Genomic DNA, 25,749 nt, shown 5'->3' with positions numbered 1-25,749 from the left:
GGGTACCCTCAACGCACGCGAAAGGGATAACTTGTTTACCTATGTGGACGATAGCACGCACTGTTGTCCACGTCACTACGGCATGTTCGAACCAAAATGTCGCGGCGGAAGTGCCATTGCGACAGCATGTCCCGGCACCGTTGCCTGAACTCCTATCGAGCATCACCCGTCAGCCACCTAGAAAAAGTGAACTGCTTCACCTTTAGCTTATGTAGTGATGCAAGCAACATGGTATGACTAGTTAACCTAATTTGCCTTCTCGAGTTGCCACAAATTCGAGATGACTGTCTCTCTCCGGCTTGCCGGATCCGCGATACGCGAGACACCTGAGCAACGACGGCGAGCCTTGCTCGGAACCGCTGGTCGAAGATCACCGGTCCGAGTTCACAAAGCACAGAGGAGATCGGACATGCAACAACTGAAGGCGAACGACCTGTCGGGCCCCGAATCCATGACTGTTGCATTGAGCCCGCGATGAAGATCGGATTCATCGGAGCGGGCAGAATGGGCGGGCCGATCGTCGAACGCTTGATCGCTGCCGGGAACGACGTCACTGTTCTGACTCGAGGATCCGAAACACGATCCACCGCAAAGGCCAAGGGGTGGAAAACCTCCGACACAATCGAGCAAACAGTGCAGTCCGCCGAGTTGGTCATCAGCATCGTACTCAACGACGAGCAGGTGCAGGCCGCGCTGCTGGGATCGGCTGGCGCTGTCGCGGCCATGGCACCCGGTGCAATCCTGGTGCAGCACACCACCTGCGATCCCGACACAGCAGTCATGGTTGCCGACGCAGGGGCTGAACGGGGCGTGCACGTGCTTGACGCTGCCGTCTCCGGCAGCCCACAAGACACGGCTGCCGGTCGCCTCACGCTCTGGGTGGGAGGCGATGAATACGTACTCGACAGCGTCCGCCCCGTGCTCGAGTCCTATGGCTCCCCGGTGATGCACGTCGGTCCGATCGGTCATGGTCAGCGCGTCAAACTCGTCAACAATGCGCTCTTCGTCGCGCAGATCGGGCTCGCCGTCGACGCCGTGCGCCTCGCTGCGGCCGTCGGAATCGGTGAGGCAGAGATCCTGGCCGCCATCCAGCACGGCAGTGGCGACAGTCGAGCGCTGAGCAGCCTCGCCTGGATTGGGGTCGACGCCGTCGGCATCCGGCTCGCAGAGCTCATGCTCAAGGATGTAGATGTCATCCGGCAGATCGCCGACCGGACCGGAGCTGATCTGGGACTGATCGGAGAAGTGCTTTCCTCAGAGTTGGTCGAACGCGAAGTGCTGTACTCGGGCGCGCCGCCGAACCGCGAGCTCATCGAGCAGACACCACTGACCCCAGGCTCGATGAAGCCGTCGATGTGAACACCACGCGGCCGATACCGCCACGCTTGCCTGCGCTCTGGAAGGACACTCATGACTGAAATCGGAATCGAGTACCAAACCGTCCTAGGCCTACCACCAGTGGACTTCGTCCACCTGGCAGCAGATCTCGGCTGCCACCACATCTCGATGAAGGTGGCCGGCGGCGGCGGACCGTACAACCCATACGGCCACCCGGCGTATTCCATGCTCGACGACGTGGCTTTGCGTCGGCGTTTCATCGCAGCGATGCAGGATCGCGACGTGTCGATCTCACTGGGTGAAGGGTTTGTCGTCCAGCAGTTCCACGACCTTCGTGATGAAGATGCGAACCTGGATGTGATGGCCGAACTCGGGGTAACCCGGGTCAACGCCGTGACAATGGACCCTGACCTGCCGCGCAGCTTCGACCAACTGGCTACGTTCGTAGAGATGGCAGCCGGCCGAGGAATGACCACAACGATGGAATTCGCGAAGTCGCTCACCGTTCCCGACCTACCGACAGCGCTGCAGGCCGTCGGACACGTCGGCCGTCCGGACTTCAGTCTGCTCGTCGACACGATGCACTCCTCCCGATCCGGCCACGGCGCGGAAGATCTCATAATGCTCGACCACGAATATGTCGGCTACATCCAACTCAGCGACAACACACTCGCGCAGCGAAACCCGGTGTATCGGGACGACTCGATCGATCGTTGTGTTCCCGGTCAGGGTGAACTGCCGGTGGTGGAGATAGTGGCAGCGCTTCCACCTGTCCCCGTGATCGGCGTCGAAGCTCCGATGCGGTCGTTGGCTGTTGCGGGCACCTCGGCGCAAGAGTGCGCGCGTCTTGCCGTCATCGGGGCGCGGAAGGTGCTTCACGCCGCCGACGAGATCCGGCGGGTGCGCGCTCTCGGTTGCCACACGTGACACCCGATCCCCGTTCCTGAAGCCGGGCGAGACCGGTCATAACAGAAGGCAGAACAATGAACACCAAGAGCGATTACAACACCGCCACGACCGACCGAGCGCACCCGCGAGTGTCCGTGAGCGGCCTGTGCTTCCCGACTCTGTCGGCGATCGACGCGATCGAGGCGATCGGCGAACTCGGCGTCTCGAAGACGTCCATGACGTCGGCAAAGATCCGGGAAAGTGGTGTTGACGCAGTCGCAACGGCGAGCCGCAGACACGGGGTCAGCATGGTCACGACCACCGCTCTCCTGCGCTTCGATCTGACGCCCGGCGCCGATATCGAGGGTCAGATCGACGGGGCGCGCGCCGACATCGACCAGGCGGCAGCGGTCGGTGCCGGCTCCGTCTACACCCTGACCGGACGCCGCGCCTTCGCCGACTGGGATGCCAATGCGGCCGCGTACGCCGAAGCCACGTCAGACCTCGTCCAGTACGCCGCCGACAAGGGCATCGCTGTAGCCGTAGAACCGACGAACTGGCTCTACGCCGACCTCAACTTCGTGCACAGCTTCCACGACGCACTCCTGCTGGGCGTGCGCACCGGAATGGGCGTGTGCCTCGACCTCTTCCATGTCTGGACCGAGGCCGAGTTACTCGACGACATCCGCAAGAACATCGAACTCGTCTCGCACGTCCAGCTCAGCAACATGAGTGCCGGCATGCGATCGCTGCCCTGCCGGGATGTCCCCGGCGCCGGGGACGTCCCGATCCGGCACATCGTGAAGGAACTGCTGGACTCCGGGTACACGGGAACCTTCGACCTGGAACTCAGTGGTCCGAGTATCGACGATCGCGGACACCGAGAAGCTGCCACAGAGTCCGTCGCATGGCTCGGTGAACTACTGACCGAGCTGGGCGCCTAGCCGACCTCGTGGTCATCGACGGAATCCGCTGAGGGTCCGGACGAGTCCTCCGGGACCATGACTCTCCGATCACGTTGTTGCGGATCGATTTTCAGTTCCCGAATCGCCACGAGGATCGACGTCACGTTCCCTGGCTCGACGCCACGTGTGGGTCGGCACCTCCCGAAGGGGAGGCGCCGACTTTCCACGAGCCGAAAGGCCGGCACCACCGATCGCGTGATCGTCAGACGCCGACCCGAACCGAAGAGGAAAGTGCACCGCCGAAATCATGTGTGGCGGATACCCCGTCGAGGATCTCGTGTAGCTTTGCTCGCCCACCGGGGTTGAGCAGGAATTTGCGCGCCTTCCCTTCGACGTTCGCACCGTAGTAGTGACTGTGCTCGGCGGAGAAAATCGAGAGCGGTGCGAGAGTCTCGACCATCGTCATCCACGTTTCCTGGTGAGCTGCAGTCGGTTCGAACCGATCGAACCCGTGCTCACGCGCATAGATCAACGTCTTCATAATCCAATCGACCTGATCCTGCGAGTAGCGGGGGTAGTTGCCACCGCCTGCGCCGTGCGGACCGCCGGGGAAGAAGAAGTTCGGCATGTGGTGTGCACTGAACCCCCCGAAGTCGGACGGTCCGTCTACCCAATCCACGCTGAGGTCAAGGCCGCCATGGCCTTTCACGCCCATTCTCGTGAGGGCACCGGTTCCGAAATCGAATCCGGTCGCGTAGACGATGATGTCGTAATCGCGGTGCTGCTCGGTGGTTTCGATGCCCCTGGCATCGATGCGGACGATCGGTGTCTCCCGGAGCGCGACGAGCGAGGCGCTCGGCTTGTTGAACGACTCGAAATAGTCCGCGACAAAAGGCGGACGCTTCGCACCGAAGAGCTGATCCTTCGGAATGAGACGCTCGGCCGTTTCCGGGTCGTCTACGATCTTTCGGATCTTGTCCGCGAGAAATTCGCAAAACTCGAGATTGACCTCGCGATTCGTCGTCATGTCGTAATAATTCGCTGTCAACTTGGCGAAACCTGGACTCTTCCAGATCTTCTCGTAGAAGGCTTGCCTCTCCTCCGGCGAGTCGTCAGTCGAGAACTTTCCCGCCGGCTCATGCAGGAAGCCGGAAGGGCTCGTGTTCAAGACGGTGGCAATCTCGTCGAAGTTATCGCTGAGCCATTGCCACCGCTCATCCTCGATCGGCGCGTTATTCAGAGGCGTCGTCCACGTCGGCGTGCGCTGATAGAGGTCGACTGCTTCTACAACGTCGACAATCGCGGGCAGGAGCTGCGCGCCACTCGGCCCGTTGCCGATGATCGCGACGCGCTTGCCACTGAAGTCGAGCGGAGTGTGCGGCCACGCGCCGGTATGATGGGCCTCCCCCTGAAAGCTGTTCAGCCCGTCGATGTCCGGGTAGTTGGGAACCGAGAGACCGCCGGTTGCGGAGATGACCCAACGTGCGCGCAACGTGTCGCCCTGCGCAGTCGTCACGACCCACACGTTGTCGGCCTCATCCCACAGCGCGGAAACGACTCGCGCTCCGGTGCGGATATGTCGGCGCAGCTCGAAGCGATCCACGACATGGTTGAGGTAGCTCTCGATTTCGGGCTGCGTCGCGAACTCTTCCGACCAACGCCACTCGTCGAAGAGCTCCTTGGAGAAGATGTAACCGTAGGTGTAGCTCTCCGAATCGAATCGCGCTGCGGGGTAACGATTCCAGTACCACACCCCGCCGACGCCGTCGCCGGCCTCCAGCGTCACGGCACTGAAACCGGCTTCGACCGCCCGATAGAGAGCGTAGATGCCGACCACTCCGGCACCGATCACCAACACGTCAACGTCGGCTTTATCGTCAGACATCATCGCCATTCGACTTACTCCCATTCGATTCCGTCCATATTTCACTTGCCACTAGATAAGCACATCTGCTCAAAAGCTCCAAGCAATTCCTCGTATTCTCACATTTAACCTGGGTTTTCGAGCTAGCATGTGATCTCATTACATGAGCGATCATGGTGAAAATTTGGTCGATTCAGTTCAAAGGAGAATGATGAACGACAGCACTGACCTTCGATTCGACGGACGAGTCGCCATCGTGACCGGCGGGGGTCGTGGACTCGGCCGAGCCCATGCACTGCTTCTCGCATCACGCGGCGCAAAGGTGGTGGTCAACGACCTCGGCGGCTCGAAGGAGGGCGAAGGCAGCGATACCGGCCCCGCGAACGACGTGGTGCAGGAAATCAAAGCAGCCGGGGGGGACGCTGTCGCCGATATACACAACGTGGGAATCGAGGAAGACTGCCACTCGCTCGTCGACACCGCCATCCGCGAGTTCGGGCGGATCGACATCGTCGTGAACAACGCGGGCATCTCCCGCTGGGCTACATTCCCGGAGGCGGACGCCGACAACCTCGAACGCACACTCGATGTGCACTTGCGAGGTACGTGGCACACTACGCGCGCGGCGTGGCCTTACATGGAAAAGCAAGGGTACGGCCGCATCATCACGACGACGTCGACCGGCATGCTCGGCCTACCGGACAATCTCGCCTACGCGACAGCGAAGGGCGCGCTCATCGGATTCACCCGGAGCCTTGCAGTCTCGTCAGCTCCGAAGGGCATCCTCGTCAACTGCATCGCCCCCAACGCCATTACCCGGCCCAGCATTTCGGCGAAGAAGCCCAACATCGTCACCACCACCCCGACAGATCCGGCCATTCTGCAGGCAATGGAAACCGGACTGGTTTCTCCCATGGTTGCGTTCCTCGCACACGAATCGTGCCCAGTGAACGGAGAGATCCTGGTCGCCGGCGCCAAGCGGTTCTCCCGATGGTTCCTCGGCATCACGCCGGGCTGGATCTCTGACGGCGAGCCTGCAATCGAGGATGTCGTCGAGCACTGGGACGAGATCAACGATCAAGATGGATACTACGTACCTGCGAGCCTCAAAGACTGGACGTCGACGTTCATGGCACATCTCGGCAGATAACTCATCGGCCCGGCCACGGGTTCCTCAGCGCCGGTTGCCGCGAAGACCGGCACCGAGGAACCCGTAGCGGGGAAGTGACGGTCACGCGTCCAATTGGACTCGAATCCCCAGGGACGCCATGTCAGTGCCCTTGGGATAGACATTTCCCAACAGTTCCGCGCCGGCAGTCGCCAACTTTGTTGGAACCTCCTGCCAGACAAGCTCTTTCCACGAAAATTCTGGAGATGCGGCGTCGGTCACCACCATAGCAATGAGCTCGTCGGCATCACCGCGAACATGAGTAGCGAGTACTCCACCGCCTGGGCCCACGACGAGTTCCGGGTCCACGATCAGAACGTCCAAAAGACCATGATGCGCAACAAAGTGGACAGAGCCGCCAAAGGACAATCGCCAGTCGTCACCCTCTTGGACTGCCCGTCGCAGCGGAAACGCGAATTGCCCGTCTTCACCCTCAGTGACTCCGCCGGCGATCGTGTACTCGCCCCGTGCAATCAGAGTGACGTACCTGACGAACGATTCCCGGATTGCCCATACGAGCCTTCCTGTCGCGGCCACGAACTGGTCCACAACCACCGCTTCCGCGGATTCCGGGGCACTGACCGGGAGTCCACCGTCTGCGTCGCTCCAGGTTTCGTTGGGGCTCAGGGGAATTTGTCTGTTCAGCATGTTCTCACCCGATGAACGATCCGCCGTTGACGCTGAGCGTCTGACCTGTCACGTACGAAGCACCTTCGGAAACAAGGTATGACACGGCATTCGCGATGTCTTGACCGGTACCCTCGCGACCGACCGGGATGTACTTTGCCATGTCCTCTGCCGAGGGAATGGTTCCTTCCTCCCGCTTCTTCTGCACGCTCGGTGTGTCGATCGACGACGGTGCCACAGTGTTGACCGTTACGCCGCTTTTCGCGAACTCGACGGCCAGCGCCTTCGTCAGCGCAATCTGGCCGCCCTTCGACGCGGCGTAGTGGGCCATCCTCGGAGCACCGCGCTGCGCGCTGGACGAAGAGATGAGAACCACACGGCCCCAACCTGCTTCGACGAGATCCGGGAGGCACGTCTGAACGACGTTGAATGTGCCCGTCAGATTGACCTCGAGGGTGTGATTCCACTGTTCGAGCGTCATGCCCAAGAACTCCTGCTGTCGGGCAATCGCTGCATTCGCAACGACGACCGCGATGGGGCCGAGATGCGCGCGGGCTGCCTCGACAGCGATGTCGACCTGTTCACGGTTCGCAACGTCGGCACGGTATCCCTTGGCCTCGCCGCCCGCCGCGGTAATGGCGTCAGCCGCAGCCTCAGCTGCGCCGTCTACGACGTCGAGGACAGCGATCTTGAAACCGTCATCGGCCAGTCGCTGGGCGATCGCCAACCCGATACCTGCTGCTCCGCCGGAGACGACTGCAACTCGACCAGAAACCGTCATCGCGTTCGCACTCCCTTGTTCGCGGCACTGCATGGAAACCACATCGCGTTTCAATCCCTCTCGCTGACAGCCTGGTGTCCGGTGCGCGACCCATCGCCTGAAGAGCCTGACGCGCCAACACGCATTGCGTTGAATAGAACGACCGTTCCATTGAAGCCCAAGGCTTAAGGCTCGCTTGCGCTACGGTCTGTTGTCAAGCCTCTTCGGAAGAATACGAGTGAAATGGATGTGCGATGACCAAGCTGACAGATGAGGCCGAACAAGAGCCAGGCAACGAAGGGCGTCGACGGCAGCCCCTCGCGCGTGGAATCGAAATACTCACATTCATGATCGAAAGCGAACACGACTCACATGGCGTGCGAGAACTCGCTGGTCACCTCGATGTAAGCCCGAGCACTGCCCATCGACTGGTGACAGACCTCGAGAAGCTCGGCTTGATGCGACGCGCAGAGAACGGCTCCTACCGACTCGGACTGGAGTTCTTGCGGCTCGCCTGGACAACGACGAACAAGTATCCACTGCAATATCTGTCGGCCGAGACACTCAACGAACTCATGGAGAAGTCGGGAGAATCCGCATTCTTCTCGCTGTACAGCGAACAACGCCACGAGATGATGTTCACCCTCACAGCCGATTCTTCACATCCGCTTCGCTACACACTCCCGATGCGGCAGTGGCTCCCATTGCACGCCGGCGCAAGCGGTCTCGCAATCCTCGCCTTTCTTCCCAAAGAGGTCCGACACGCAATCGTCCACGGCCGACTGACGGCTGCAACGAATCGAACGCTGACAGACCCCGATGAACTGCTCGCGCGACTGGACACCATCCGCCGCGACGGTTACTCGATCACGCACGGGGAACGTATCGAGGGGGCAATCGCGATAGCCGCGCCGATCTTCGGACGTTCCGAAACCGTGGTCGGCGCCGTTGGCATCACTCTTCCCGAAGCACGACTCAATGCGACGAATGCATCGACACTGGTAGCGCTTGTCCGCGAAGCTGCGGGGCGGCTAACCGAGCTGATCGCAGGAACGGAGGAGCGGTAACCCGCCCTCCCCCAGCTGAAGTCGTACGCTGCGGTAGTCCAACACAAGGTTGACAGTATCCCCTGTGCGGGTCGATACTTCTGTTGCGTTGTAGCGACCATGCGTTCCGTTAAACGGAACATAGCGCCAACGTGCAGTGCGCCCTCACCCGCTTGGGTCTCTGACAGATGGGCGGCTTCCGCGATCTGACACCATAGTAAGGACTTGAGCCATGACTGGATCCGACGCTCGGCGCCACATCCTTGTAGTCGGCGCATCGCTTGCAGGCACTCGCACTGCGCAATGCCTTCGCGCAAGCGGCTATTCGGGTCCGATAACTCTGGTCGGCGCCGAGGCTGATCTGCCCTACGATCGCCCGGCCCTGTCGAAAGGCTTACTCAGCTCAGAGTGGTCCGACGCTGCAGTGGAGGCGAACCGGCTCATCACCCGGCCGGAACTCGACGCCCTCGACATCGTTACGAGGCTCGGAACAGCGGCCACCGGCCTCGACACCACGACACGGACCGTCTCACTCGACGACGGCTCTACCGTCACCTACGACGTCCTTGTCATCGCCACCGGAGCTATCGCACGACCTTCGCCATGGCAGCCGACATCTGGAGTGTTCCAACTGCGCACTCTCGGCGAATCACGGGCCATTGCCGAGCGACTCAGCCTCCGCGAGGCTGTCGTTGTCGTCGGCGGAGGGTTTATCGGCACCGAAATCGCGTCTGCTGCAGTTAAACTCGGATGCCCGGTCACTGTCGTCGACCCAGTTCCCGAGCCGATGGAGCGACTCGTCGGACCCGAAATCGCGAGCGTCCTCGTCAACCTTCACCACCGCAACGGTGTAGAAACCAGATTCGGTGTCGGAGTTGCCGATATCCACGGTGAAGCCGGCTCCCTCACCGTAGTCCTGGATGACGGTACCCAACTCGAGGCATCGACGGCAGTCGTTGGAATCGGCTCCCTCCCCTCGACGGACTGGCTCCTCGGCTCCGGTCTCACTCTCGACAACGGTGTGCTGACCGACCGGCATCTCCGTGCGATCGGCTCAGACGACGTGTACGCCATCGGCGACGTCGCGCGCTGGCCGCATTCGGATCGAGGCATGGATGTGCGAGCCGAGCATTGGACGAACGCCAGTGATCAGGCCAGATTTGTCGCGAACGCGATCACCGGAGGCCTGGCCGAGGGGTACGACTCCTCGGACTACGTGTGGTCCGACCAATACGACTGGAAAGTGCACTCGGTCGGCCGCCGTGATCCGGCAGGCAGCTCGACAGTCTTCGGAGACCTCGAGGCGGGCGAGAGAGTCGCAGTCGTCCACGCCGACGAGACCGGAAGAGCATGTGGCGCTGTAACAGTGAACTGGGTGCGCGCCCTCAATCAAGCACGACGGGTTATCGCCGCAGGCGGCCCGACCGAAGAAATCGTCGACAAACTGCGGCAATGGGCCTAATTCATCCCAGCTGCAGAGGCAAGGAGAAAAGCCGTCATGGTCTACGTAGTCACAGAGGCGTGTGTTGACGTCCAGGACAAGAGTTGCATGCAGGAGTGCCCGGCCGATTGCATCTTCGAGGGAGGCCGGATGACGTACATCAATCCGGACCTGTGTATCGACTGCGGTGCCTGCGTACCGTCATGCCCGGTCGACGCAATCTTCTACGAAGCTGAGATCCCCGGCGATCAGGAGCATTACATCGGGGTGAACGAGCGATTCTTCGCAGAGACGACGACGCCGAAGAGCGGCCGCAAGGGCGGAAAGATCGACTACGACGTCGACCTGATCACCGCGCTGGCCCCGAGGGGAGGCAGCTGATCGTGAGCACATTCAGAATCGCAGTCGTAGGGTCGGGGCCGTCGGGTTCGTACTGCGCACAATTACTGTCCGAGGAATCGGATCAACCGATCGAAGTCGATGTCTTCGAACAACTTCCGGCTCCGTTTGGCCTCGTGCGCTACGGTGTCGCCCCTGACCATCCGAAGATCAAATCCATCACTATGTCGTTCTCCGAGGTATTCGAGGAAACACCGGGTGTGCGCTTGCTCGGGAACGTGCGAGTCGGTGTGGACATCACCTCGAGTGAACTTCGTAGCCACTACGACGGGGTGGTGTTCGCCTCCGGGGCCCCGCTCGACCGACGACTGGGTGTGCCGGGGGAAGACCTTGCAGGCGCACACGCGGTTCGCGACTTCGTATCCTGGTACGGCGGTCATCCGGATACGCCGTCGAACGCATTTGTACTCGACGGGCACCGAGCGGTCGTGATCGGTGTGGGAAACGTGGCACTCGACGCCGCACGCATGCTCGTGCGCACCACCGAGGACCTGCGTGCCACCGATGTACCCCAGCACATCGTCGAGGCGTTCACGGCGAGCACCTTTTCCGAAGTCGTCATCGTCGGGCGCCGAGGCCCCGCGTATGCGAAGTTCACCAACAAGGAGTTCATCGAGCTACTAGACCTCGAGAACTGCGACGTCATCATCGACCCTGACGATCTCGAACTCGATGCCGCACAACAGGAATACCTCGATTCCAACCCCGCTGCGACGCGCTTGTTCGCTTCATTCCGCAAAGCGGCGGAGCGTGGTGCGCTCGGCCGAAAGTACAGGATTCGCTTCGTGTTCGATCGCACTCCCGTCGAGTTCCTCGGCGAGGACGGATCAGTGTCGGGTGTCCGACTGGCGAAGACCAGCGATCCGACTGTCACGGAGACTCTCGATACCGAACTCGTTTTCCGCTCGGTCGGATACATGGGCAAAGCAGTGCCAGGCCTTCCGTTCGACACCGAGACCGCCACCGTTCCCCATCGCGATTCACGGGTGATCGACGGCGAAGAAGAAGTTCCCGGGGTGTACATCGCAGGATGGATCAAACGGGGGCCGACGGGAGTCGTAGGGACCAACCGCCGATGCGCCTTGGACACTGTCACGTCGATCCTCGAGGACATCGGCTCGAAGTCCTCGTCGGCCTCCGCCTCGACCGTCGTGGACGAACTACTTCGCTCTCGCGGCGTCCAGGTTGTCGACTGGGCGGCCTGGCGAAGGATCGACGAGGCTGAGCGCGCGGCAGGCGAATCGACGGGACGTGAGCGCGTGAAACTGCACGACCGCAACGAAATGCTGCAGTTCGCTGCCGGCGACGTGATTCGACTCGGCTGATCGTAGCCACCGACCGGCCGTTCAACGGCCGGTCGGACGCTTCACCACGGTTACATCGTCGTCCCACTCACGTTGCCCGGAAACGACTTCGGCGTACCTGTAGATACGGCTGCATTCCACAACAGGTCTGCCCCTGCGGTAATAATCACCGCAGGGGCAGACCTGTTTCACCGTCTTACGTTGTGACGCTCACAGCCGACGGCACACCGACCACACCGTCTGTCACGAGTGCCGCTATCTCTTCGTCGGTGAGTCCCAATTCCGTCCTGAGAATGTCGTCCGAGTCCTCGCCGAGGGCAGGAGGATAGCCGGGCTCGACATCGGCGGTACCGACGAAACGGATTGGCATGGCGACATTCTCGAACTCGACCGTTTCGTTCCCCACAGTCACGAGCGATCCGTCATCGGCTTCTCTCGCATCGTCAAGAGCTTCGAGCACGTTCTTCACCGGAGCTACCGGAACCGACGCCGCGGTGAGCAGGCCGACCCACTCTGCAGCCGGGCGCTCGGCGATCCTGGCCTCGAGAATATCCGACAGAGCTTCCCTGTTCTGCAAGCGTGTCGCAGCATCCACGAAACGCTCGTCGACAATCAACTCGTCGAGCCCGACAACACGGCAGAGATCTTCCCACATGCGTGGTGTATTGGCCGTGACGACGAACTCGCGGCCGTCGCCACCACGGAAGGAACGGTAGGTCGCGATCGAATCATGTGCTGCCCCTTGAGGACCGGGCGCAACTCCGTTGAGGTTGGTATACAGGGCTTGGTAGGACAGCATCGCCAGCTGTCCGCGGAGCATGGAAACATCGACGATTCTCCCGCGACCGGACTCTCCGCGAGCATGAAGAGCGCCGAGGATACCGATCACTGCGTATAGCCCGGCAACCACGTCACCGGCTGGTATTCCGAGCCGGGCTGCTGGGGAGCCCGCATGTCCATTCAGACTCATCACACCGCTGAGCGCCTGCACGACCATGTCGTAAGCCGGTCGGTCGCGCCACGGACCTTCCTGCCCGAATCCACTGATCGACGCCCAGATCAACGCGGGATGTTCCTCCACGATCTGCTCGGGCACGAGTCCGAGCCTGGTGGTGACTCCTGGCCGAAAGTTCTCGATCACAACGTCAGCTCCGGCGATCAGGTCTCTGACGACATCTCGTCCACGCGGCGACTTGAGATCGACTGCAATACTTCGCTTATTGCGATTGTTGGCAAGGTAATACGCACTGTCACCGTCAAGCTCCGGACCGACGATCGACCGACTGGAATCGCCGCCGAGCGCCTCGACCTTGATCACGTCTGCACCGAGGTCTCCGAGAAGCTGTGTTGCAGACGGACCGGAGAGAAAAGTCGTCAGATCGATCACCCGGATCCCCTCCAATGCGGGCCGTTCCACCGTGATCACACGCCCTCGAAAATATGGATCGTGCAGGCGCCGTGGTCCAGACCGGCCGTGCCACCACCGGTCACATGCGTCATCGCCCAGCGTGCGTCGTCGACCTGGCGTGCGCCGGCGTTGTCGGTGAGCTGCCAGAATGCCTCGGCGACCTGTGCCACGCCGCTGGCGCCGACTGGATGTCCCTTCGAGAGCAGCCCACCACTGGGGTTGACCACGACGTCTCCGCCGAAGGTGGTCTTTCCGTCGCGGAGAAGATCGATCGCACGTCCACGCTCGGCGAGGCCGAATGCCTCGTAATACACGAGTTCGGCGATGGAGAACGCGTCGTGCAGCTCGATCATGTCGAGGTCCTTGGGTCCGATCCCTGCCATCTCGTACGCGTCAGAAGCGGAATGCTGGCTGATCTCCGGCATCGTCATGTCGCGATACCCCTCCTTGACCTCGCCCGAATGCAGAATCGAGGCAGCGACACGCATCCCCTTCGGTGTGTTCAGACGGTTGCGAGCGCGCTCCGACACGAGTACGACGACGGCTGCACCGTCGCCGGTCGGGCAGCACATCATGAGTGTGAGTGGATCGGCGATCGGACGTGCGCCGAGCACCTCGTCGACTGTCACCTCACTGCGGAACTGTGCGAAGGGATTGAGCGCCCCGTGCTTGCGTGCTTTCACACTGACAAGTGCGAGATCCTCGACCGTCGCTTCGGTTTCGTGGAGGTACCGCGTCGCACGCATCGCGTAGACGGCCGGCATCACGATGCCTTGCTTCACCTCTCGATCCTCGGGAGACAACGGAAGGGTCCCTCCGCCGAACTGGGTCAGTTTTTCGACTCCGACCACGACTGCGACGTCGACAAGCCCTTGTGAGATTGCCGTCCAAGCCTCGTGGATAGCCGTCGCACCGCTCGAGCAAGCGTTGTCGACATTGACGGTGGGCACCGTCCCGAGGCCGATTTCCTTACAGATCCGTTGTCCGGTCATCATGCCGCCGAAAGAGTGTCCGACGTAGACCGCGTCAACGTCCGACTTCTCTATCCCCGCTCCACGAAGGGCGTCGACGAGCGGTGCGACGGCAAGTCCGACATACGACGATGTGCGGTGTTTGCCGAACGGGATCATGGCCGCCGAAACGACAAAGACTTCTTCAGTCATCGGATTCTCCTCCATTCACACCGGATACCGGAGCGAAGAACCAATTGGAGCCATCCACGCCGAGTTCTACCTGCAGTCCGGGTTGCAACGACTTCCCGTTCTCACGAATATCGGCGAGTGTTCGAACATCACCCTCTAGGTCGACGTAGCCCAGGATGCGGACACCGTCGCCGCCGACATGCAGCCGAGTGAAGGTGTACAGCGAACCACTCGTCGGGAGCTCGATGCGACTCACCTCTGTGCTGACGCAGGCACTGCAGACCACGCGGACGCCGATCATGGCGCGCCCACAGCGATCACATTTCGTGCCGACAAGCCGCGGCCCACCAGGAAAGGACCCGAGGAGGCCGTCACTGTCCAGATCGGCAATCGGTCGAGAGACCGTCGCCTCGGTCGTAGTTGTCATTGGGTATCGACTCCTTCTGCTCCAGCTGCACGAACGATGGAACGCGTCGGGCAGACGTCGATCGCCTGCTGAATGTTGTCGTGGTCGTCACCGTGATCGTCGATGACCACGGCGATGCTCATCTCGTCGAGGTCGAAGGTGGCCGGAGCATAGAACGTGCACTGCCCCGACCCCATGCACCGATCACGGTCGATGGTCAATTCGCCCGATATCACGCGTCCGCCTGGGTGAATTCGAGATAGAGATGGGTGTGCCCGCGGAACTTGTAGCTGCGGATGAGTTTCCATTCGCGTTCCCCCGCGGGGCCGTGATACTGCTCGTTGATACGAATACTCTTGGTACGCTGCAGTATTCGCTGTATTGAGAAGACCGCCTCGGCGCGCGCAAGCGGCGCTCCCGGGCAGGTGTGGATACCGCGGCCGAATGCCAGATGCTGCCGCGCGTTCGCACGCTCAACCTGGAACTCGCCGGGGTTTTCAAAGACCTTCGGGTCGCGACCGGAAGCCCCGTTGATCAACATGATGACGGTGCCAGGTGCGAGGTCGAGGCCGCCGATACTTGTCGGCCTCTTGGTGAGCCGGAACGATCCCTTGATGGGCGCCTCGACGCGAAGGGCCTCTTCGATGAATTTCGGAATGAGTGACGAGTCGGCGCGCAACCGGTCCTGCAGTTCGGCGTCCTCAGCGATCCGCTGCATGGCGATGCCCAGGAGCTGGACGGTTGTCTCCTGCCCTGCCGCGAAGAGGTTGGAGGCGATCCGTGCGACCTCGATCGGCTCGGGAAGCGAACCATCCGGGAAGGTCGCAAGCGCCATTCCCGTGAGGACATCCTCTTGCGGTGTCTTCCGACGGTCCTCGATCTTGGCCACGAAGTAGTCGTACAGCGTCTCGAGGCCACCGTGGTGAACCGCTTGGAGTTCGAGATTTCCCAATACGGGCGCCGGCACGGAGGCCAGGAGGTCGAGGAGCATCGAGTGCTCTTCCTCCGGCATACCGAGCAGGTCAGCGACCGCGAGAACTGTGTACTTCTTCGCATAGTCCCAGATGAATTCACAGTTTCCGCGAGGGATGAGTTCGTCCAGGTAACGGTCGGCGGTGTCCTTGAGGAACTGCTCGTTCTCCTTGAGCCGCTTGGGCGTGATCAACCCCATCAAGATCGCGCGGTGATCCGTGTGAAGTGGTGGGTCGAAAGTGACGAGTTGATCGTTCGACGAGAAATATTCGCGGTGCTTCTCGAGGATCTCACTGATGTCGTCGCCGACGATTTCGAAGGGGAGGTCGACCACGGGGCCACCGGTGCGGTTGATCGACGAGTACACGTCGGGCTGGTGGTAGACCTGCAGCGCTTCTTCATAGCCGGTCACGATCACGACGCCGTACTTCGGCTCGCGGAATACCGGATGATTCGCCAGCATGTAATCGAAGTAGGGCTCCGCCTCCGCCGCGATGTCAGCATCGGTGAAGAAATCGGTCTCTCTGGGGTTGATCTCGACGCCAGTCATCTTTCGTCAATTTCCTTTCTTTGCGCGACCCGTACTTGCTCTGGTAGCAGGCTGAAGCACTGCCGAGTTCGTAGTAATTGATCGAGGCCGCCGCACCGTGCTCGTTAAGTTTCGTCAGCGGGATCGCCTGTATCGCAAACGCAACGACCAGATTCGATTCCCACTGGTCAGAGGTCAGGCACAGTTCCGGGCAGATGCGATATCCCGGCCTGCACGCAGCAGTCCGGGATATCGCGGCTGTTCATCGGAATTGCGCGGGAGCTCCGTCTAGCAGCACCGTCTTGGACTCCAGGTAGGGCAGGAGGCCCTGAAGGCCACCTTCCCGCCCGACGCCCGACTGCTTGAAGCCGCCATATCCCATCCTGGTGTCCGTCTTGAATCCGTTGTGCCCTACCGTGCCCGAACGAAGTCGACGTGCGACCTGGTAGGCACGGTCCACATCATTCGTGAAGACAGCTGAGTTGAGTCCATATGGCGTGTCATTCGCCAATGCGATTGCGTGCTCTTCGTTCTCGGCCGGGATCACCGACAGAACTGGCCCGAAGATCTCCTCCTGCGCGATGGTGGACCTGTTGTCGACATTCGAGAACACTGTCGGCTCCACGAAGAAGCCACGGTCGAGGTGCGCGGGACGGTTGCCGCCCGTCACGAGCGTCGCGCCCTCGTTCTGGGCAGTGTTGATGTAGCCCAGAACCCTCTCCTGCTGCCTGGCCAGGGCAAGCGGACCGAGCTGCGTCTGCGGGTCGAAGGGATCTCCGACCCGTACCGCTCCGAAGACCGAACCCAGCGCCTCGGCGAACTCGTCGTGGCGCGACTTCGTGACGATGACGCGGGTGAGCGACATGCACACCTGGCCGTTCAATGACGTCTCCTGCGCAGCGATCGCAGCAGCTGCTGTGGCGAGGTCGTAGTCGTCAAGGATGACCGCGGCCGACTTGCCGCCGAGTTCGAGGGTGTATCGAGCCAGACGCGCTCCACACGTTGCACCGATTTGACGTCCCACAGCACTCGAACCGGTGAAAGCGATCTTGTCGATCCGCGGGTCGGCAACAAGCTGCTCGGAAACCCCGCGGTATCCGTTCACGACGTTCAGCACGCCTGGCGGCAGGCCGATCTCCTCCGCGACCTCGGCGAGAATGTACAGCTCACCCGGCGCTTCCGGCGGGGCTTTGAGGACCATCGTGCAGCCTGCGAGAAGAGCCGGCGCGACCTTGTACGCGGCGAGAGAGAGTGGCGTGTTCCAGGGAACGATCGCCCCGACGACGCCGACCGGCTCGTTGACGACCGCACCGAACGCGGAGAACTCGGGCGTATCCTGCGTCGCCCACGGGTAGTTGGCGGCAAGGTCGGCGTAATACTCGAAGAGCGCGGGCACGCGGCTGAGCGCGCCGACAGACATACCGAAGATGACTCCGGCCTGACGTGTCCAGAATGTGCCAGCCTCTTGAGTGCGGGCACGCAGGCCGGCGGCCATCTTCCGGAGGTACTCAGCTCGCTCCGCGGGTTCGAGGAATGGCCACGGAGAGTTATCGAAAGCGTTGCGCGCCGCGGCAATTGCCGCGTCCATGTCTTCGGGACCGGTCTCGGCTACGCGGTAGAACGTTTCCTCCGTCGTGGCATCGACAATGTCGATACTGGACGGATTGGCCGGAAGTTGCCACACGCCGTTGATGTACAGACGATCCGGATGCTTCAGATTGATTGCGGTGTCGCGAATGTCCAGGACGGTCACAGAAGTCTCCTTGGTTCAAGTTGGTAGATCTCGGGGAGCGAGTGCCCCTGACGCCGGGTGTTCGATGAACAATCCCGGCTCAGTTACCCGAGTTCGCGTGCTCGTTCTCGGCTGGAGTTACGCACTCGGCTGCTGCGAGAGGACGCCGCGAAGAGTCCACCCGAGCCGATCCGGCGCCAGCCCTGCGATCTGTAGCGCGTTCATGCCGAAGTCGACGGAGGTGTGCGTTCCCGACACATAGCTCGCTAGGTCGCTACCGAGGAACGCGAGCACTTTCGCCATCTCTACCGACTCTGCAAGACGCCCGGCCGGCCCGAGGTCAGCTTCGACGGCATCCTGACCGCCCTTCATCTCAGCGAATTCGGGCAGCATCCCCGAGATCGTCATGGCGGGGAGAACGGCGTTGATCCTGATTTTGCGCAGGCTTGCGAGCGGAGCGACCTGCTCCGCGACCCAGAAGTTGAGCAGACGCTTCGACATGATGTAGCCGAGCGATCCGGGAACACTGCCGAACTCCGCTTCGAACTTCTCAACCGTCTGTACGAGGTCATTCCAGTTGTCGCCGCGGGTGAAGAGCTCCAATTCTTCACGCACTGCAGGGGTTTCCCAACGGACCCCACCATTTGACGTTACGAAGACGAGAGAACCGTTCTCCGTGATGCGATCAGCAAGGTAGGTGTCGGTGACGTACTTGTTCGCGATGAAGTTGACGGTGAGTGTCTCCAGGAAGCTGTTGTGAACACCGGAAACTCCCGCGACCCCGAAGAAGACATCGATCTGCAGTGGCAACTGTGCAAATGCCGCATCGATCGAGTCCTTGTTCCCGAGGTCCGCGATGATGGACTTCGTAACGCCGGCAACCGGAGGCTCCACTCGATCCAGTGCATACACATTCGCACCGAGATCAACCAAGATCTCGGTGAGCGCCTTCCCCATACCCGACGCGGCACCGGTGACGACGGCAGTCTTTCCGGCATATCCGAAGTAATCGTTCACTTAATTGCTCCTTGGTGTGTTGTGGACGGGACATGCAGGAGGCATCGGCCTCTGGCACCGCCGTCCGTTGCATTTCGGATTCACAGCGCTAGCGGAATTCGGTGGGGCCATGTCGCCACCCTCTGCGACGGAAGGCGTGGCGTACCTGATACCGCAGATCCGACATAGTTGAATGTCCCTACCGAGGCAAGAATCCCTGAAAATGATTTTTGGACAACGGAATACACGTTGACTGCCCCACTCGCAAGGCTGGGCACGGCAGAGTGCACCACTGTGAACACGAACGAGCAGACTGCCAACATCAATATGGCAATCCTCGAGCCGAGTGGGCGCCGACAATCCATTTCGGTCGGCACGAGTGTCGTCATGTCTTGTCACTCTCACATCGAGGTCTGCGGCGAAGGAACAATGCGTGTGGGAGTTGCCGGGGCCTCAACGAAACAGCTCGCTTCGACCGGGTGTGCTCCGTTTCGGTATGCACAGGACTGAGCTATGGCGGAGTCACCACACTCAAACTCTGTTCGCTTTAACGGAACACCTGATCCGTACAACAGTAACAGTGTGCTGTACGACACCATTGGTGTCAATCGTCGCCCTGATAACAGACCTAGTGGTCACTGCACGATCATTCGTCAGCGAACAATGCCATTCGACCGATACGCGATCCCGCCACAGGGAAACCCACAGACGCTTCGCCGACACCCTTGCTCGAAAATGCAGCACACGCCGCCCACACCCGCGCTGGGAGATAACTTGGGAGCCAGGAGTTTACAGCTCGAACAAGGCAACTCCCGCTGCCCGCGACACTCAACTCGACCCTGCAGTTCGGTATGCGCATATTCCCGGTGAACCACGCCGGGCGGGATACACCTGCGCCAGAAAGTCAGAGCTACAACAACATTGACAAGGCATGCCTACGTGGATTCACTCCACCCCGGACGCAAGCAGTGCACCCGCAGCACCCTGCAGACCTGATCGTCTGCATTGGTCATCGCATGACGTTCGCTGGCCTTTTCACGTGAAACTACGAAAGTGCAACGCGGGCAATTCAGATGAGTTGCCTCATGGTCTAGACGCACGGCACTAATCGTGACTAAACTCTCGAAAATAAGCACTCCACCTCAAAAGTAGGAGGCGCTCATTCACGCCCCGCGCTGTTCGCCGATCAAGGGAGATCTCATGGCTACCGCAGCCTTCTCGACGCAACGCATGGATCCGTACAGTCCCCCGCCCGAGCACCTGCGACTGCAGGAAGTCGAGCCGGTCAGCCAAGTTGGCTGGCAGAATGACGGCAAAATCTGGGCGATTACGAAGCATGCAGACGTTCGTGCCGTTCTGAGCGACAGCCGGTTCAGTTCGGATCGGACATTGCCCGGCCACCCGACAAATCTCGGATACGCTCCGGGTAACAAGCTCAAGCAGTTGATCGAGATGGACCCCCCGGAGCACACAGAGGCTCGAGGTCGTGTAATGGGGGAGTTCACCTTGAAGAAGATCAGTGCTATGCGTCCGCGCATCACCGAAATCGTCGACCAAGCCCTCGACGCGATGCTGCTGGGGAAGTCCGAGGCTGACCTCGTGGAAGCACTCGCACTCCCGGTACCGTCAGTTGTGATCGCCGAACTGCTCGGCGCACCGTACGAGGACCACGACTTCTTCCAGAAAAACAGCTCTGCTTTCGCCGATCCTCATGCATCCTCCGAAGTGCGCATGGAAGCGATGGGTCGACTCAAGGGATATATTGCCGATCTTGTGAATTCCCGCGTGGAAAATCCGGGCGACGACATCCTGAGTCGACAACTTGCGGCCGGAGCGAACCCGGAGGACCTGACCGGCCTCGGAGTCCTCCTGCTCATCGCCGGACACGAGACGACCGCCAACATGATCTCCCTCAGTATCGCAACGCTGCTGGACAAGCCCGAACTCCTTCAACAACTACGCGATAATCCAGAGCTCATCCCGGGCGCTGTGGAAGAACTGCTGCGCTACTTCACGATCGCCGAGATCGGTGGTCTGCGTCTGTCGACCGACGACATCGAGATCGGCGGTACGTTGATCCGGTCAGGCGAGGCAGTGTTCGCGGTATGCAATACCGCCAACCGCGACCCGGAGGTGTTCCCCGAGCCGAACAAGATCGACTTCACCCGAGGAGCGCGTAATCACGTCGCTTTCGGTTTCGGTCCACATCAGTGTCTTGGACAGAATCTCGCTCGATTGGAGCTCGAAGTCGTTCTCTCCGCAGTCATCCGTCGGATTCCGACACTGCGTCTCGCCATTCCGTTCGGGGAAATTCCATTCAAGGAATACGGTCCCACCTATGGAATCTTCACGCTCCCGGTTGCGTGGTGACGATGCTGATTGTTGCCAACCAAAGCTCGTGCATAGGGTCTGGGCAGTGCGTATTCACCGATCCCGACACGTTCGACCAGGACGACAACGGGGTGGTGGTCGTGCTTCGTTCGGAGCCGGCGGCCGACGACGAAGTGGCGCTGGCCAAGCAGGCTGTTGACGTTTGCCCGAGTCGCGCGCTCTCGCTTGTGGCAAGAAAGACTCCTGTGTGAGCCAGGGGGCACACAGGCATCGGAGACCACAACCTCTGCGAACCTCCGTCCGTCGGAGTGGACTGGTTCGGCACTGAAGAGTTACTCACTGCAACGAAACTGCGGTTTCCCCCTCACCTGCAACGAGGGGGAAACCGCAGATCTGGCCGAGGCCGCAAGCTCAATCGAACAGGCTGATGATCGAATCTCGTTCGCGATTGCGATAAACGACTTCCGCAGCACCGTAGAGGTGCGCTCTCCAGTGCTTTTCCGCCGCAGCCGCGTTTCCTGCTTCGACCAATCGGACCAATTTCTCGTAGTCCGCGATCACACCGGGAATGTACGACGTGTCCGCAACCGCATCGGGATCTGCTCGACGTTGGATACTCACGACGCGATGAGCTCCGAGTACGTCCGCCAATGACTTGGATTGCGCCTCGAGTGTCTTGTTCCGGCAATGCAGCGCGATGAGATTGTGGAAGTCTCCGGTGAGCGATACCCAGCGCGCAAAGTCCGCTCCAGTATCGACGCCTGCCTCCCACACTCGATACTGCTCTCGGACGCAGGCCGTCAACTCCTCCAAGCCTTCTCGGGTGCAGCGCTCTGCCAGCAATCGCACGCAGATGGCACCGAACTCCGCTCGCGCTTCGAGCAGATCCGCAAGAGTTGCACCGCGAGTCTGCAAGTACAGTCCGATATGCCTGGACGCAACGCTTAGGTCAGGTAAGCGCACCTGAGGTCCGCCTCGAGCTCCGGTCAGTACCGTGATCAAGCCCTCGCTTTCGAGAATACGAAAGGCCTCACGAAGCGTCGGCCGAGAGACGCCCAGATCTTCGACCATCCGTTTCTCCGTTGGAAGCATACCGCCGGGGAGAATCTCGCCTCGAACGATCTGTCCGCGCAGACGATCAGCAATTCGCTCCGAAGCCTTGGGTACACGCACGCTCGAATGCGTGGCCCCTCCCCCAAATTGAGAGTGCACGCCTTCACCGATCCTCTCCCCGTCACTGACATGACAACTCTAGCCCGCCTGGTTGGCATTACCTGATGTCCGTACCAGTGCATCATCGATCCCATCGACGAGTTTCTGCCAAAGGTTCTTCGAACTCAAAATCCAAGGCCGGACACCGTCGCCGCCTGCCGAACGCGGACTCACTGAGGCCCATCACATTACGTGCGACGTGCCGCAGTCGGTCCGAGACGCACGAGCACATGGCGGGCGGGGCGCTACTAGCCGATCATCATCAATCCACCGTCAACCGCAAGTAGTTGACCCGTGATGAATTTCGCCGCGTCACTCGACAGGAATGCCAACACCGGCCCCAGGTCCGACACTGGATTGCCCAGCTTGCCCCCAAGGGGAATTACCATCTTCAACTGCTGCTCGTACTGCTTGATCGCCTCCGGACTCATGGTGCCGAGCCTGCGGTCGGCGCCCGGCGTCTGGACAGCCGGCGCGAGCGCATTGACTGTCACGCCATCCGCACCCCACATTTTGGCCACCGACCGCGTCCACGAATGCACCGCAGCCTTCGCTGCCGCATAGGTCGCCGAGACCGGGCTTCCCGAAACTCCTTCGCTGGAGCCGAAGTTGATGATCTGGCCGCCGGATTCTTTCATCACTTCGTACGCAGCCTGATTTGCGAAGACCGTTGAACTGAAATTGATGTCGATCATGGTTCGGATGTTCTCTGCGTCGATGTGTCCCGGCGCGCCCAGTTGCCAACTGCCTGCCGCATGGATCAGTACGTCGAGACCGCCCAACGCTGCGACTGCTTTTGCCACGGCTTGTTGCACCGACGACTGATCAGTCACGTCACACCGAATCCAGGTTGCTGCCGACTCGGTATCGGGTTCGGTGTTGTGGAAGGTGCCCACCACCCGAGCCCCGGATGCAGCGAGCACTTGCACTGCAGCCGCTCCGATTCCGGTGGCGGCACCGGTAATCAATACACGCCTGTTTTCGAGAGACAGGTCCACTTCGTTCTCCTCCACGCTGCCGTAATTCTGACGCCGCCCGCCACGATTCAAGTAAAATTGAGCTTTACTGACTAATTCAGGCAGGGGCGCCGGAGGACGTGCTGACCAACAAAGCCCCGGCGTCGACCTTGAGCTGCTGACCGGTCACGTACCGCGCTGCATCCGAAGCCAGGTAATACACAGCCTCACTGATGTCACGCGGATCGATCGTGACGACCGGAAGTTGGTGTGCGATACCGAATGCGGGCTCGGCGTCCTCCCGAGTCGGGTTGGGTAAATCCGGACGGAACACCTTGTACATAGCGTCGTTCTGAAGCATGGGAGTGTCGATGTTTCCGGGATGCACTGCGTTGACCCGGATCGACAGCGGGGCGAACTGCAAGGCTGCGTCGTGGACGAATCGCGCCACACCCCGCTTCGCGTACGCGTATCCCGCGGCACCGGGGCCGGCCTCAGGACTGGTCATCGTCTGGGACATCATCGCTGCCATCGATCCGGTACAGATTATCGATGCACCCGCACGTAGATAGGGGAACGCGGCTTCGACGGTGTTGACAACACCGACCAGATCCACCGATACCGTGTCGAGGAAAGCCGACGCGGCGACGTCCGGACCGAGTGGGCAGATACCTGCGTTCGCTACGACCACATCGATACGTCCGAACTCGTCGTAACCGGCCTGGGCCGCGGCGATGAGTGCGGAGCGATCACGTACATCTGCAATGCGCGGCAGAACCCGGCGACCGAGTGCGGTGATCAGCCGAGTCGTCTCGTCCAAATCAGACTCAGTCGCCATGGTATGCGTTGCGGATTCGATCTGTGCACAGATGTCGATCGCAATGATGTCGGCGCCTTCCTCGGCCAACTTGACCGCATGACTACGGCCTTGACCCTGACCTGCACCTGTAACGAAAGCTACTCGACCCGACAAACTTCCGGCCATTTCCGACTCCTTCTCCACGTATTCGTTCAAGCTGATTTCGAGATCTCACATATTGCAGTGGCCGACCATCGCAGATGCGGTGTCATCGCCGGCGCCTAGCTATCCTCAAGCCCGCGACTTCTCGAGTCCGTCGGCCTGTACGCGGTCGTCGAGGTCCATCGGTCCGCGTTCGGCCGCGGCAAGAAGATCCTCGATATCGATCCCCAGATCCGCGGTGACAGTCCTGACGGAGGCAAGGTCCTTTCGCAGATAGCGGGGCAATCGGGCGCTGTAGGTCTGTGCATCCTGTTCGGACGCAGCGACGTAACGCGCGGCAGTGCTGCCTCCGCTACTTACAGCAAGTACGTCGAGAAGCTTGTTCTCATCCAATCCGAGGGATCGTCCTGCGGCAAGGGCCGAAAGCGTAAGTTGAGAACACGCTGCGAACAGAGCATTGTTCAGTAGCTTTGCGGCCAGCGCTGTACCCAACGGACCGGTCCGGTGAATATTCGACGCGTACGCCGCAACAACGCCGGCTGCAACATCGACAGCATCGTCGTCGCCCGCAAGCAGCACTGTCAATTCCCCACGACGAATATCCTCAGGCTTCCCACTGAAGGGCGCCTCCACCACTGATACCCCACCCTTGTGCCCGATGTCGCGGAGTCGCTGGATCATCAACGGACTCCCCGTCGTGTGTGAGATGAACAGGGATCCCGGACTCATCTTCTCGATGATCGGCGTGCACTCCTGGAGTACGTGCGCATCACTGAACAGGCAGGTGACCACTACCGGAGCAGCCGCTAGCTCCTCCTGATGCGCCGCAATAATTGCGCCACGTCCGGCCAACCTATCCCGAACCTCCACGCGTCGGGCATAGACGGCCGTGCGTCGGCCCGTAGCGAGGAACTTCTCGACCATCGGTTCGCCGATCTGGCCGGCCCCGATGAATCCGATATCAGGCAGAGTCATTCATTTGCTCCATTGTTCGAGGACAGTCCGTGCCGCACGTGTCAGCGTCGCCGAGTCAACGCAGATGGGCGACAATCTTCGCTGCACTCACGGCAGACACGCAGGTAGGACTGAGTGCGAATGTGCCGTCGTCCGGCATCTCGAATTGATCGGAATCCAGGCGGCTGAACTAGTAATAAGTGAACTAGTTCTACCATGTGTCCTCCATCACGGCAAAGGATCGATAGCATTCCCGCCACGGGTCGAGATCGAGTGTACGAAGTTGCTGGATAGTGCAACTGACTACTACCGATCCGCAGGGTGGAATTCAGTAGTGACGTGGGCAACAGTGCATGCTACCGTCCACATAGGTAAACAAGTTATCCCCTTCGCGTGCGTTGAGGGTACCC

24 protein-coding genes are annotated in these 25,749 nt (G+C 60.7%); 10 read left to right on the top strand and 14 right to left on the bottom strand.

The genetic code is table 11. The features are described 5' to 3' along the window. Nucleotides 1–474 precede the first annotated feature (474 nt). Genes FEZ60_RS30335 through FEZ60_RS30325 form a run of 3 tightly spaced genes read left to right on the top strand, consistent with a single transcriptional unit; the run spans nt 475 to nt 3,170 of the window. On the top strand, nt 475–1,359 hold the full coding sequence (locus tag FEZ60_RS30335) for an NAD(P)-dependent oxidoreductase (protein ID WP_116104795.1): 885 nt from the start codon (nt 475–477) through the stop codon (nt 1,357–1,359). 51 nt (nt 1,360–1,410) lie between these two features. Then, nucleotides 1,411–2,265: a TIM barrel protein gene (locus tag FEZ60_RS30330; RefSeq protein ID WP_116104796.1), complete on the top strand. Its 855-nt coding sequence runs from the start codon at nt 1,411–1,413 to the stop codon at nt 2,263–2,265. Between the two features lie 56 nt (nt 2,266–2,321). Continuing rightward, complete coding sequence (locus FEZ60_RS30325; RefSeq protein WP_116104797.1) at nt 2,322–3,170, top strand: sugar phosphate isomerase/epimerase family protein; 849 nt, start codon at nt 2,322–2,324, stop codon at nt 3,168–3,170. A gap of 223 nt (nt 3,171–3,393) precedes the next feature. Here the strand turns inward: FEZ60_RS30325 and FEZ60_RS30320 are convergent, their stop codons facing one another. Further along, nucleotides 3,394–5,016: an NAD(P)/FAD-dependent oxidoreductase gene (locus tag FEZ60_RS30320; protein ID WP_202026695.1), complete on the bottom strand. Its 1,623-nt coding sequence runs from the start codon at nt 5,014–5,016 to the stop codon at nt 3,394–3,396. A 190-nt stretch (nt 5,017–5,206) separates the two neighbouring features. Here FEZ60_RS30320 and FEZ60_RS30315 point away from each other — a divergent pair, with 190 nt between their 5' ends. Further along, the gene (locus FEZ60_RS30315; RefSeq protein ID WP_092805076.1) at nt 5,207–6,145 is read left to right on the top strand and encodes an SDR family NAD(P)-dependent oxidoreductase; all 939 of its coding nucleotides are present in this window, start codon (nt 5,207–5,209) and stop codon (nt 6,143–6,145) included. An 81-nt stretch (nt 6,146–6,226) separates the two neighbouring features. On the opposite strand, the gene FEZ60_RS30310 is transcribed toward FEZ60_RS30315, so the two are convergent. Further along, complete coding sequence (locus tag FEZ60_RS30310; RefSeq protein ID WP_095887117.1) at nt 6,227–6,811, bottom strand: HtaA domain-containing protein; 585 nt, start codon at nt 6,809–6,811, stop codon at nt 6,227–6,229. A 4-nt stretch (nt 6,812–6,815) separates the two neighbouring features. Continuing rightward, nucleotides 6,816–7,571 (bottom strand): SDR family NAD(P)-dependent oxidoreductase, encoded by a 756-nt coding sequence (locus FEZ60_RS30305; RefSeq protein WP_092805078.1) that lies wholly within the window; start codon nt 7,569–7,571, stop codon nt 6,816–6,818. A gap of 233 nt (nt 7,572–7,804) precedes the next feature. Here FEZ60_RS30305 and FEZ60_RS30300 point away from each other — a divergent pair, with 233 nt between their 5' ends. The 4 genes from FEZ60_RS30300 (at nt 7,805) to FEZ60_RS30285 (ending at nt 11,761) form a co-directional block, all read left to right on the top strand. Continuing rightward, nucleotides 7,805–8,617 (top strand): IclR family transcriptional regulator, encoded by an 813-nt coding sequence (locus tag FEZ60_RS30300; protein ID WP_033237248.1) that lies wholly within the window; start codon nt 7,805–7,807, stop codon nt 8,615–8,617. Between the two features lie 211 nt (nt 8,618–8,828). After that, a complete protein-coding gene (locus tag FEZ60_RS30295; protein ID WP_116104798.1) occupies nt 8,829–10,058 on the top strand; it encodes an FAD/NAD(P)-binding oxidoreductase in 1,230 nt (409 codons plus the stop codon). Nucleotides 10,059–10,094: 36 nt separating this feature from the next. Further along, the gene (gene fdxA, locus FEZ60_RS30290; RefSeq protein ID WP_033237250.1) at nt 10,095–10,418 is read left to right on the top strand and encodes a ferredoxin; all 324 of its coding nucleotides are present in this window, start codon (nt 10,095–10,097) and stop codon (nt 10,416–10,418) included. Nucleotides 10,419–10,420: 2 nt separating this feature from the next. Continuing rightward, nucleotides 10,421–11,761 (top strand): FAD-dependent oxidoreductase, encoded by a 1,341-nt coding sequence (locus FEZ60_RS30285; protein ID WP_051730824.1) that lies wholly within the window; start codon nt 10,421–10,423, stop codon nt 11,759–11,761. Nucleotides 11,762–11,936: 175 nt separating this feature from the next. On the opposite strand, the gene FEZ60_RS30280 is transcribed toward FEZ60_RS30285, so the two are convergent. The 7 genes from FEZ60_RS30280 to FEZ60_RS33215 all read right to left on the bottom strand — a co-directional run bounded on the left by FEZ60_RS30280 (nt 11,937) and on the right by FEZ60_RS33215 (nt 18,946). Next, nucleotides 11,937–13,157, bottom strand: coding sequence for a CoA transferase (locus FEZ60_RS30280; RefSeq protein WP_230590476.1), 1,221 nt, complete (start codon nt 13,155–13,157; stop codon nt 11,937–11,939). Between the two features lie 5 nt (nt 13,158–13,162). Beyond that, complete coding sequence (locus FEZ60_RS30275) at nt 13,163–14,311, bottom strand: thiolase family protein (RefSeq protein ID WP_092805080.1); 1,149 nt, start codon at nt 14,309–14,311, stop codon at nt 13,163–13,165. After that, nucleotides 14,304–14,717 (bottom strand): hypothetical protein, encoded by a 414-nt coding sequence (locus FEZ60_RS30270; protein ID WP_033237253.1) that lies wholly within the window; start codon nt 14,715–14,717, stop codon nt 14,304–14,306. The genes FEZ60_RS30275 and FEZ60_RS30270 overlap by 8 nt, the downstream gene beginning before the upstream one ends. Further along, a complete protein-coding gene (locus FEZ60_RS33010; protein WP_202026694.1) occupies nt 14,714–14,932 on the bottom strand; it encodes a ferredoxin in 219 nt (72 codons plus the stop codon). The genes FEZ60_RS30270 and FEZ60_RS33010 overlap by 4 nt, the downstream gene beginning before the upstream one ends. Continuing rightward, the gene (locus FEZ60_RS30260; RefSeq protein WP_095887120.1) at nt 14,929–16,218 is read right to left on the bottom strand and encodes a cytochrome P450; all 1,290 of its coding nucleotides are present in this window, start codon (nt 16,216–16,218) and stop codon (nt 14,929–14,931) included. The genes FEZ60_RS33010 and FEZ60_RS30260 overlap by 4 nt, the downstream gene beginning before the upstream one ends. A 241-nt stretch (nt 16,219–16,459) precedes the next feature. Next, nucleotides 16,460–17,950: an aldehyde dehydrogenase gene (locus tag FEZ60_RS30255; protein WP_092803887.1), complete on the bottom strand. Its 1,491-nt coding sequence runs from the start codon at nt 17,948–17,950 to the stop codon at nt 16,460–16,462. A gap of 117 nt (nt 17,951–18,067) precedes the next feature. Further along, the gene (locus FEZ60_RS33215) at nt 18,068–18,946 is read right to left on the bottom strand and encodes an SDR family oxidoreductase (protein ID WP_092803890.1); all 879 of its coding nucleotides are present in this window, start codon (nt 18,944–18,946) and stop codon (nt 18,068–18,070) included. A 1,179-nt stretch (nt 18,947–20,125) separates the two neighbouring features. Between FEZ60_RS33215 and FEZ60_RS30245 the strand changes: the two genes are divergently transcribed. Then, on the top strand, nt 20,126–21,295 hold the full coding sequence (locus FEZ60_RS30245; protein ID WP_092803896.1) for a cytochrome P450: 1,170 nt from the start codon (nt 20,126–20,128) through the stop codon (nt 21,293–21,295). Nucleotides 21,296–21,297: 2 nt separating this feature from the next. After that, nucleotides 21,298–21,507, top strand: a complete 210-nt coding sequence (locus FEZ60_RS30240; RefSeq protein WP_092803899.1) for a ferredoxin — start codon at nt 21,298–21,300, stop codon at nt 21,505–21,507. Between the two features lie 160 nt (nt 21,508–21,667). Here the strand turns inward: FEZ60_RS30240 and FEZ60_RS30235 are convergent, their stop codons facing one another. The 4 genes from FEZ60_RS30235 to FEZ60_RS30220 all read right to left on the bottom strand — a co-directional run bounded on the left by FEZ60_RS30235 (nt 21,668) and on the right by FEZ60_RS30220 (nt 25,360). Next, on the bottom strand, nt 21,668–22,429 hold the full coding sequence (locus FEZ60_RS30235; RefSeq protein WP_033237260.1) for a GntR family transcriptional regulator: 762 nt from the start codon (nt 22,427–22,429) through the stop codon (nt 21,668–21,670). A 287-nt stretch (nt 22,430–22,716) separates the two neighbouring features. After that, complete coding sequence (locus FEZ60_RS30230; RefSeq protein WP_172937772.1) at nt 22,717–23,466, bottom strand: SDR family oxidoreductase; 750 nt, start codon at nt 23,464–23,466, stop codon at nt 22,717–22,719. 76 nt (nt 23,467–23,542) lie between these two features. Beyond that, the gene (locus FEZ60_RS30225) at nt 23,543–24,409 is read right to left on the bottom strand and encodes a mycofactocin-coupled SDR family oxidoreductase (RefSeq protein ID WP_033237270.1); all 867 of its coding nucleotides are present in this window, start codon (nt 24,407–24,409) and stop codon (nt 23,543–23,545) included. A 105-nt stretch (nt 24,410–24,514) separates the two neighbouring features. Then, entirely contained in the window at nt 24,515–25,360 is an 846-nt protein-coding gene (locus tag FEZ60_RS30220) for an NAD(P)-binding domain-containing protein (RefSeq protein ID WP_033237262.1), read from the bottom strand. Nucleotides 25,361–25,749 lie beyond the last annotated feature (389 nt).

Origin of the sequence: Rhodococcus sp. MS16 (genome assembly GCF_013277795.1) — a bacterium.
Lineage (GTDB): Bacteria > Actinomycetota > Actinomycetes > Mycobacteriales > Mycobacteriaceae > Rhodococcus_F > Rhodococcus_F globerula.
Note: the sequence above shows the minus strand (reverse complement) of the source record. Positions and strands in the feature narration are given on the sequence as shown.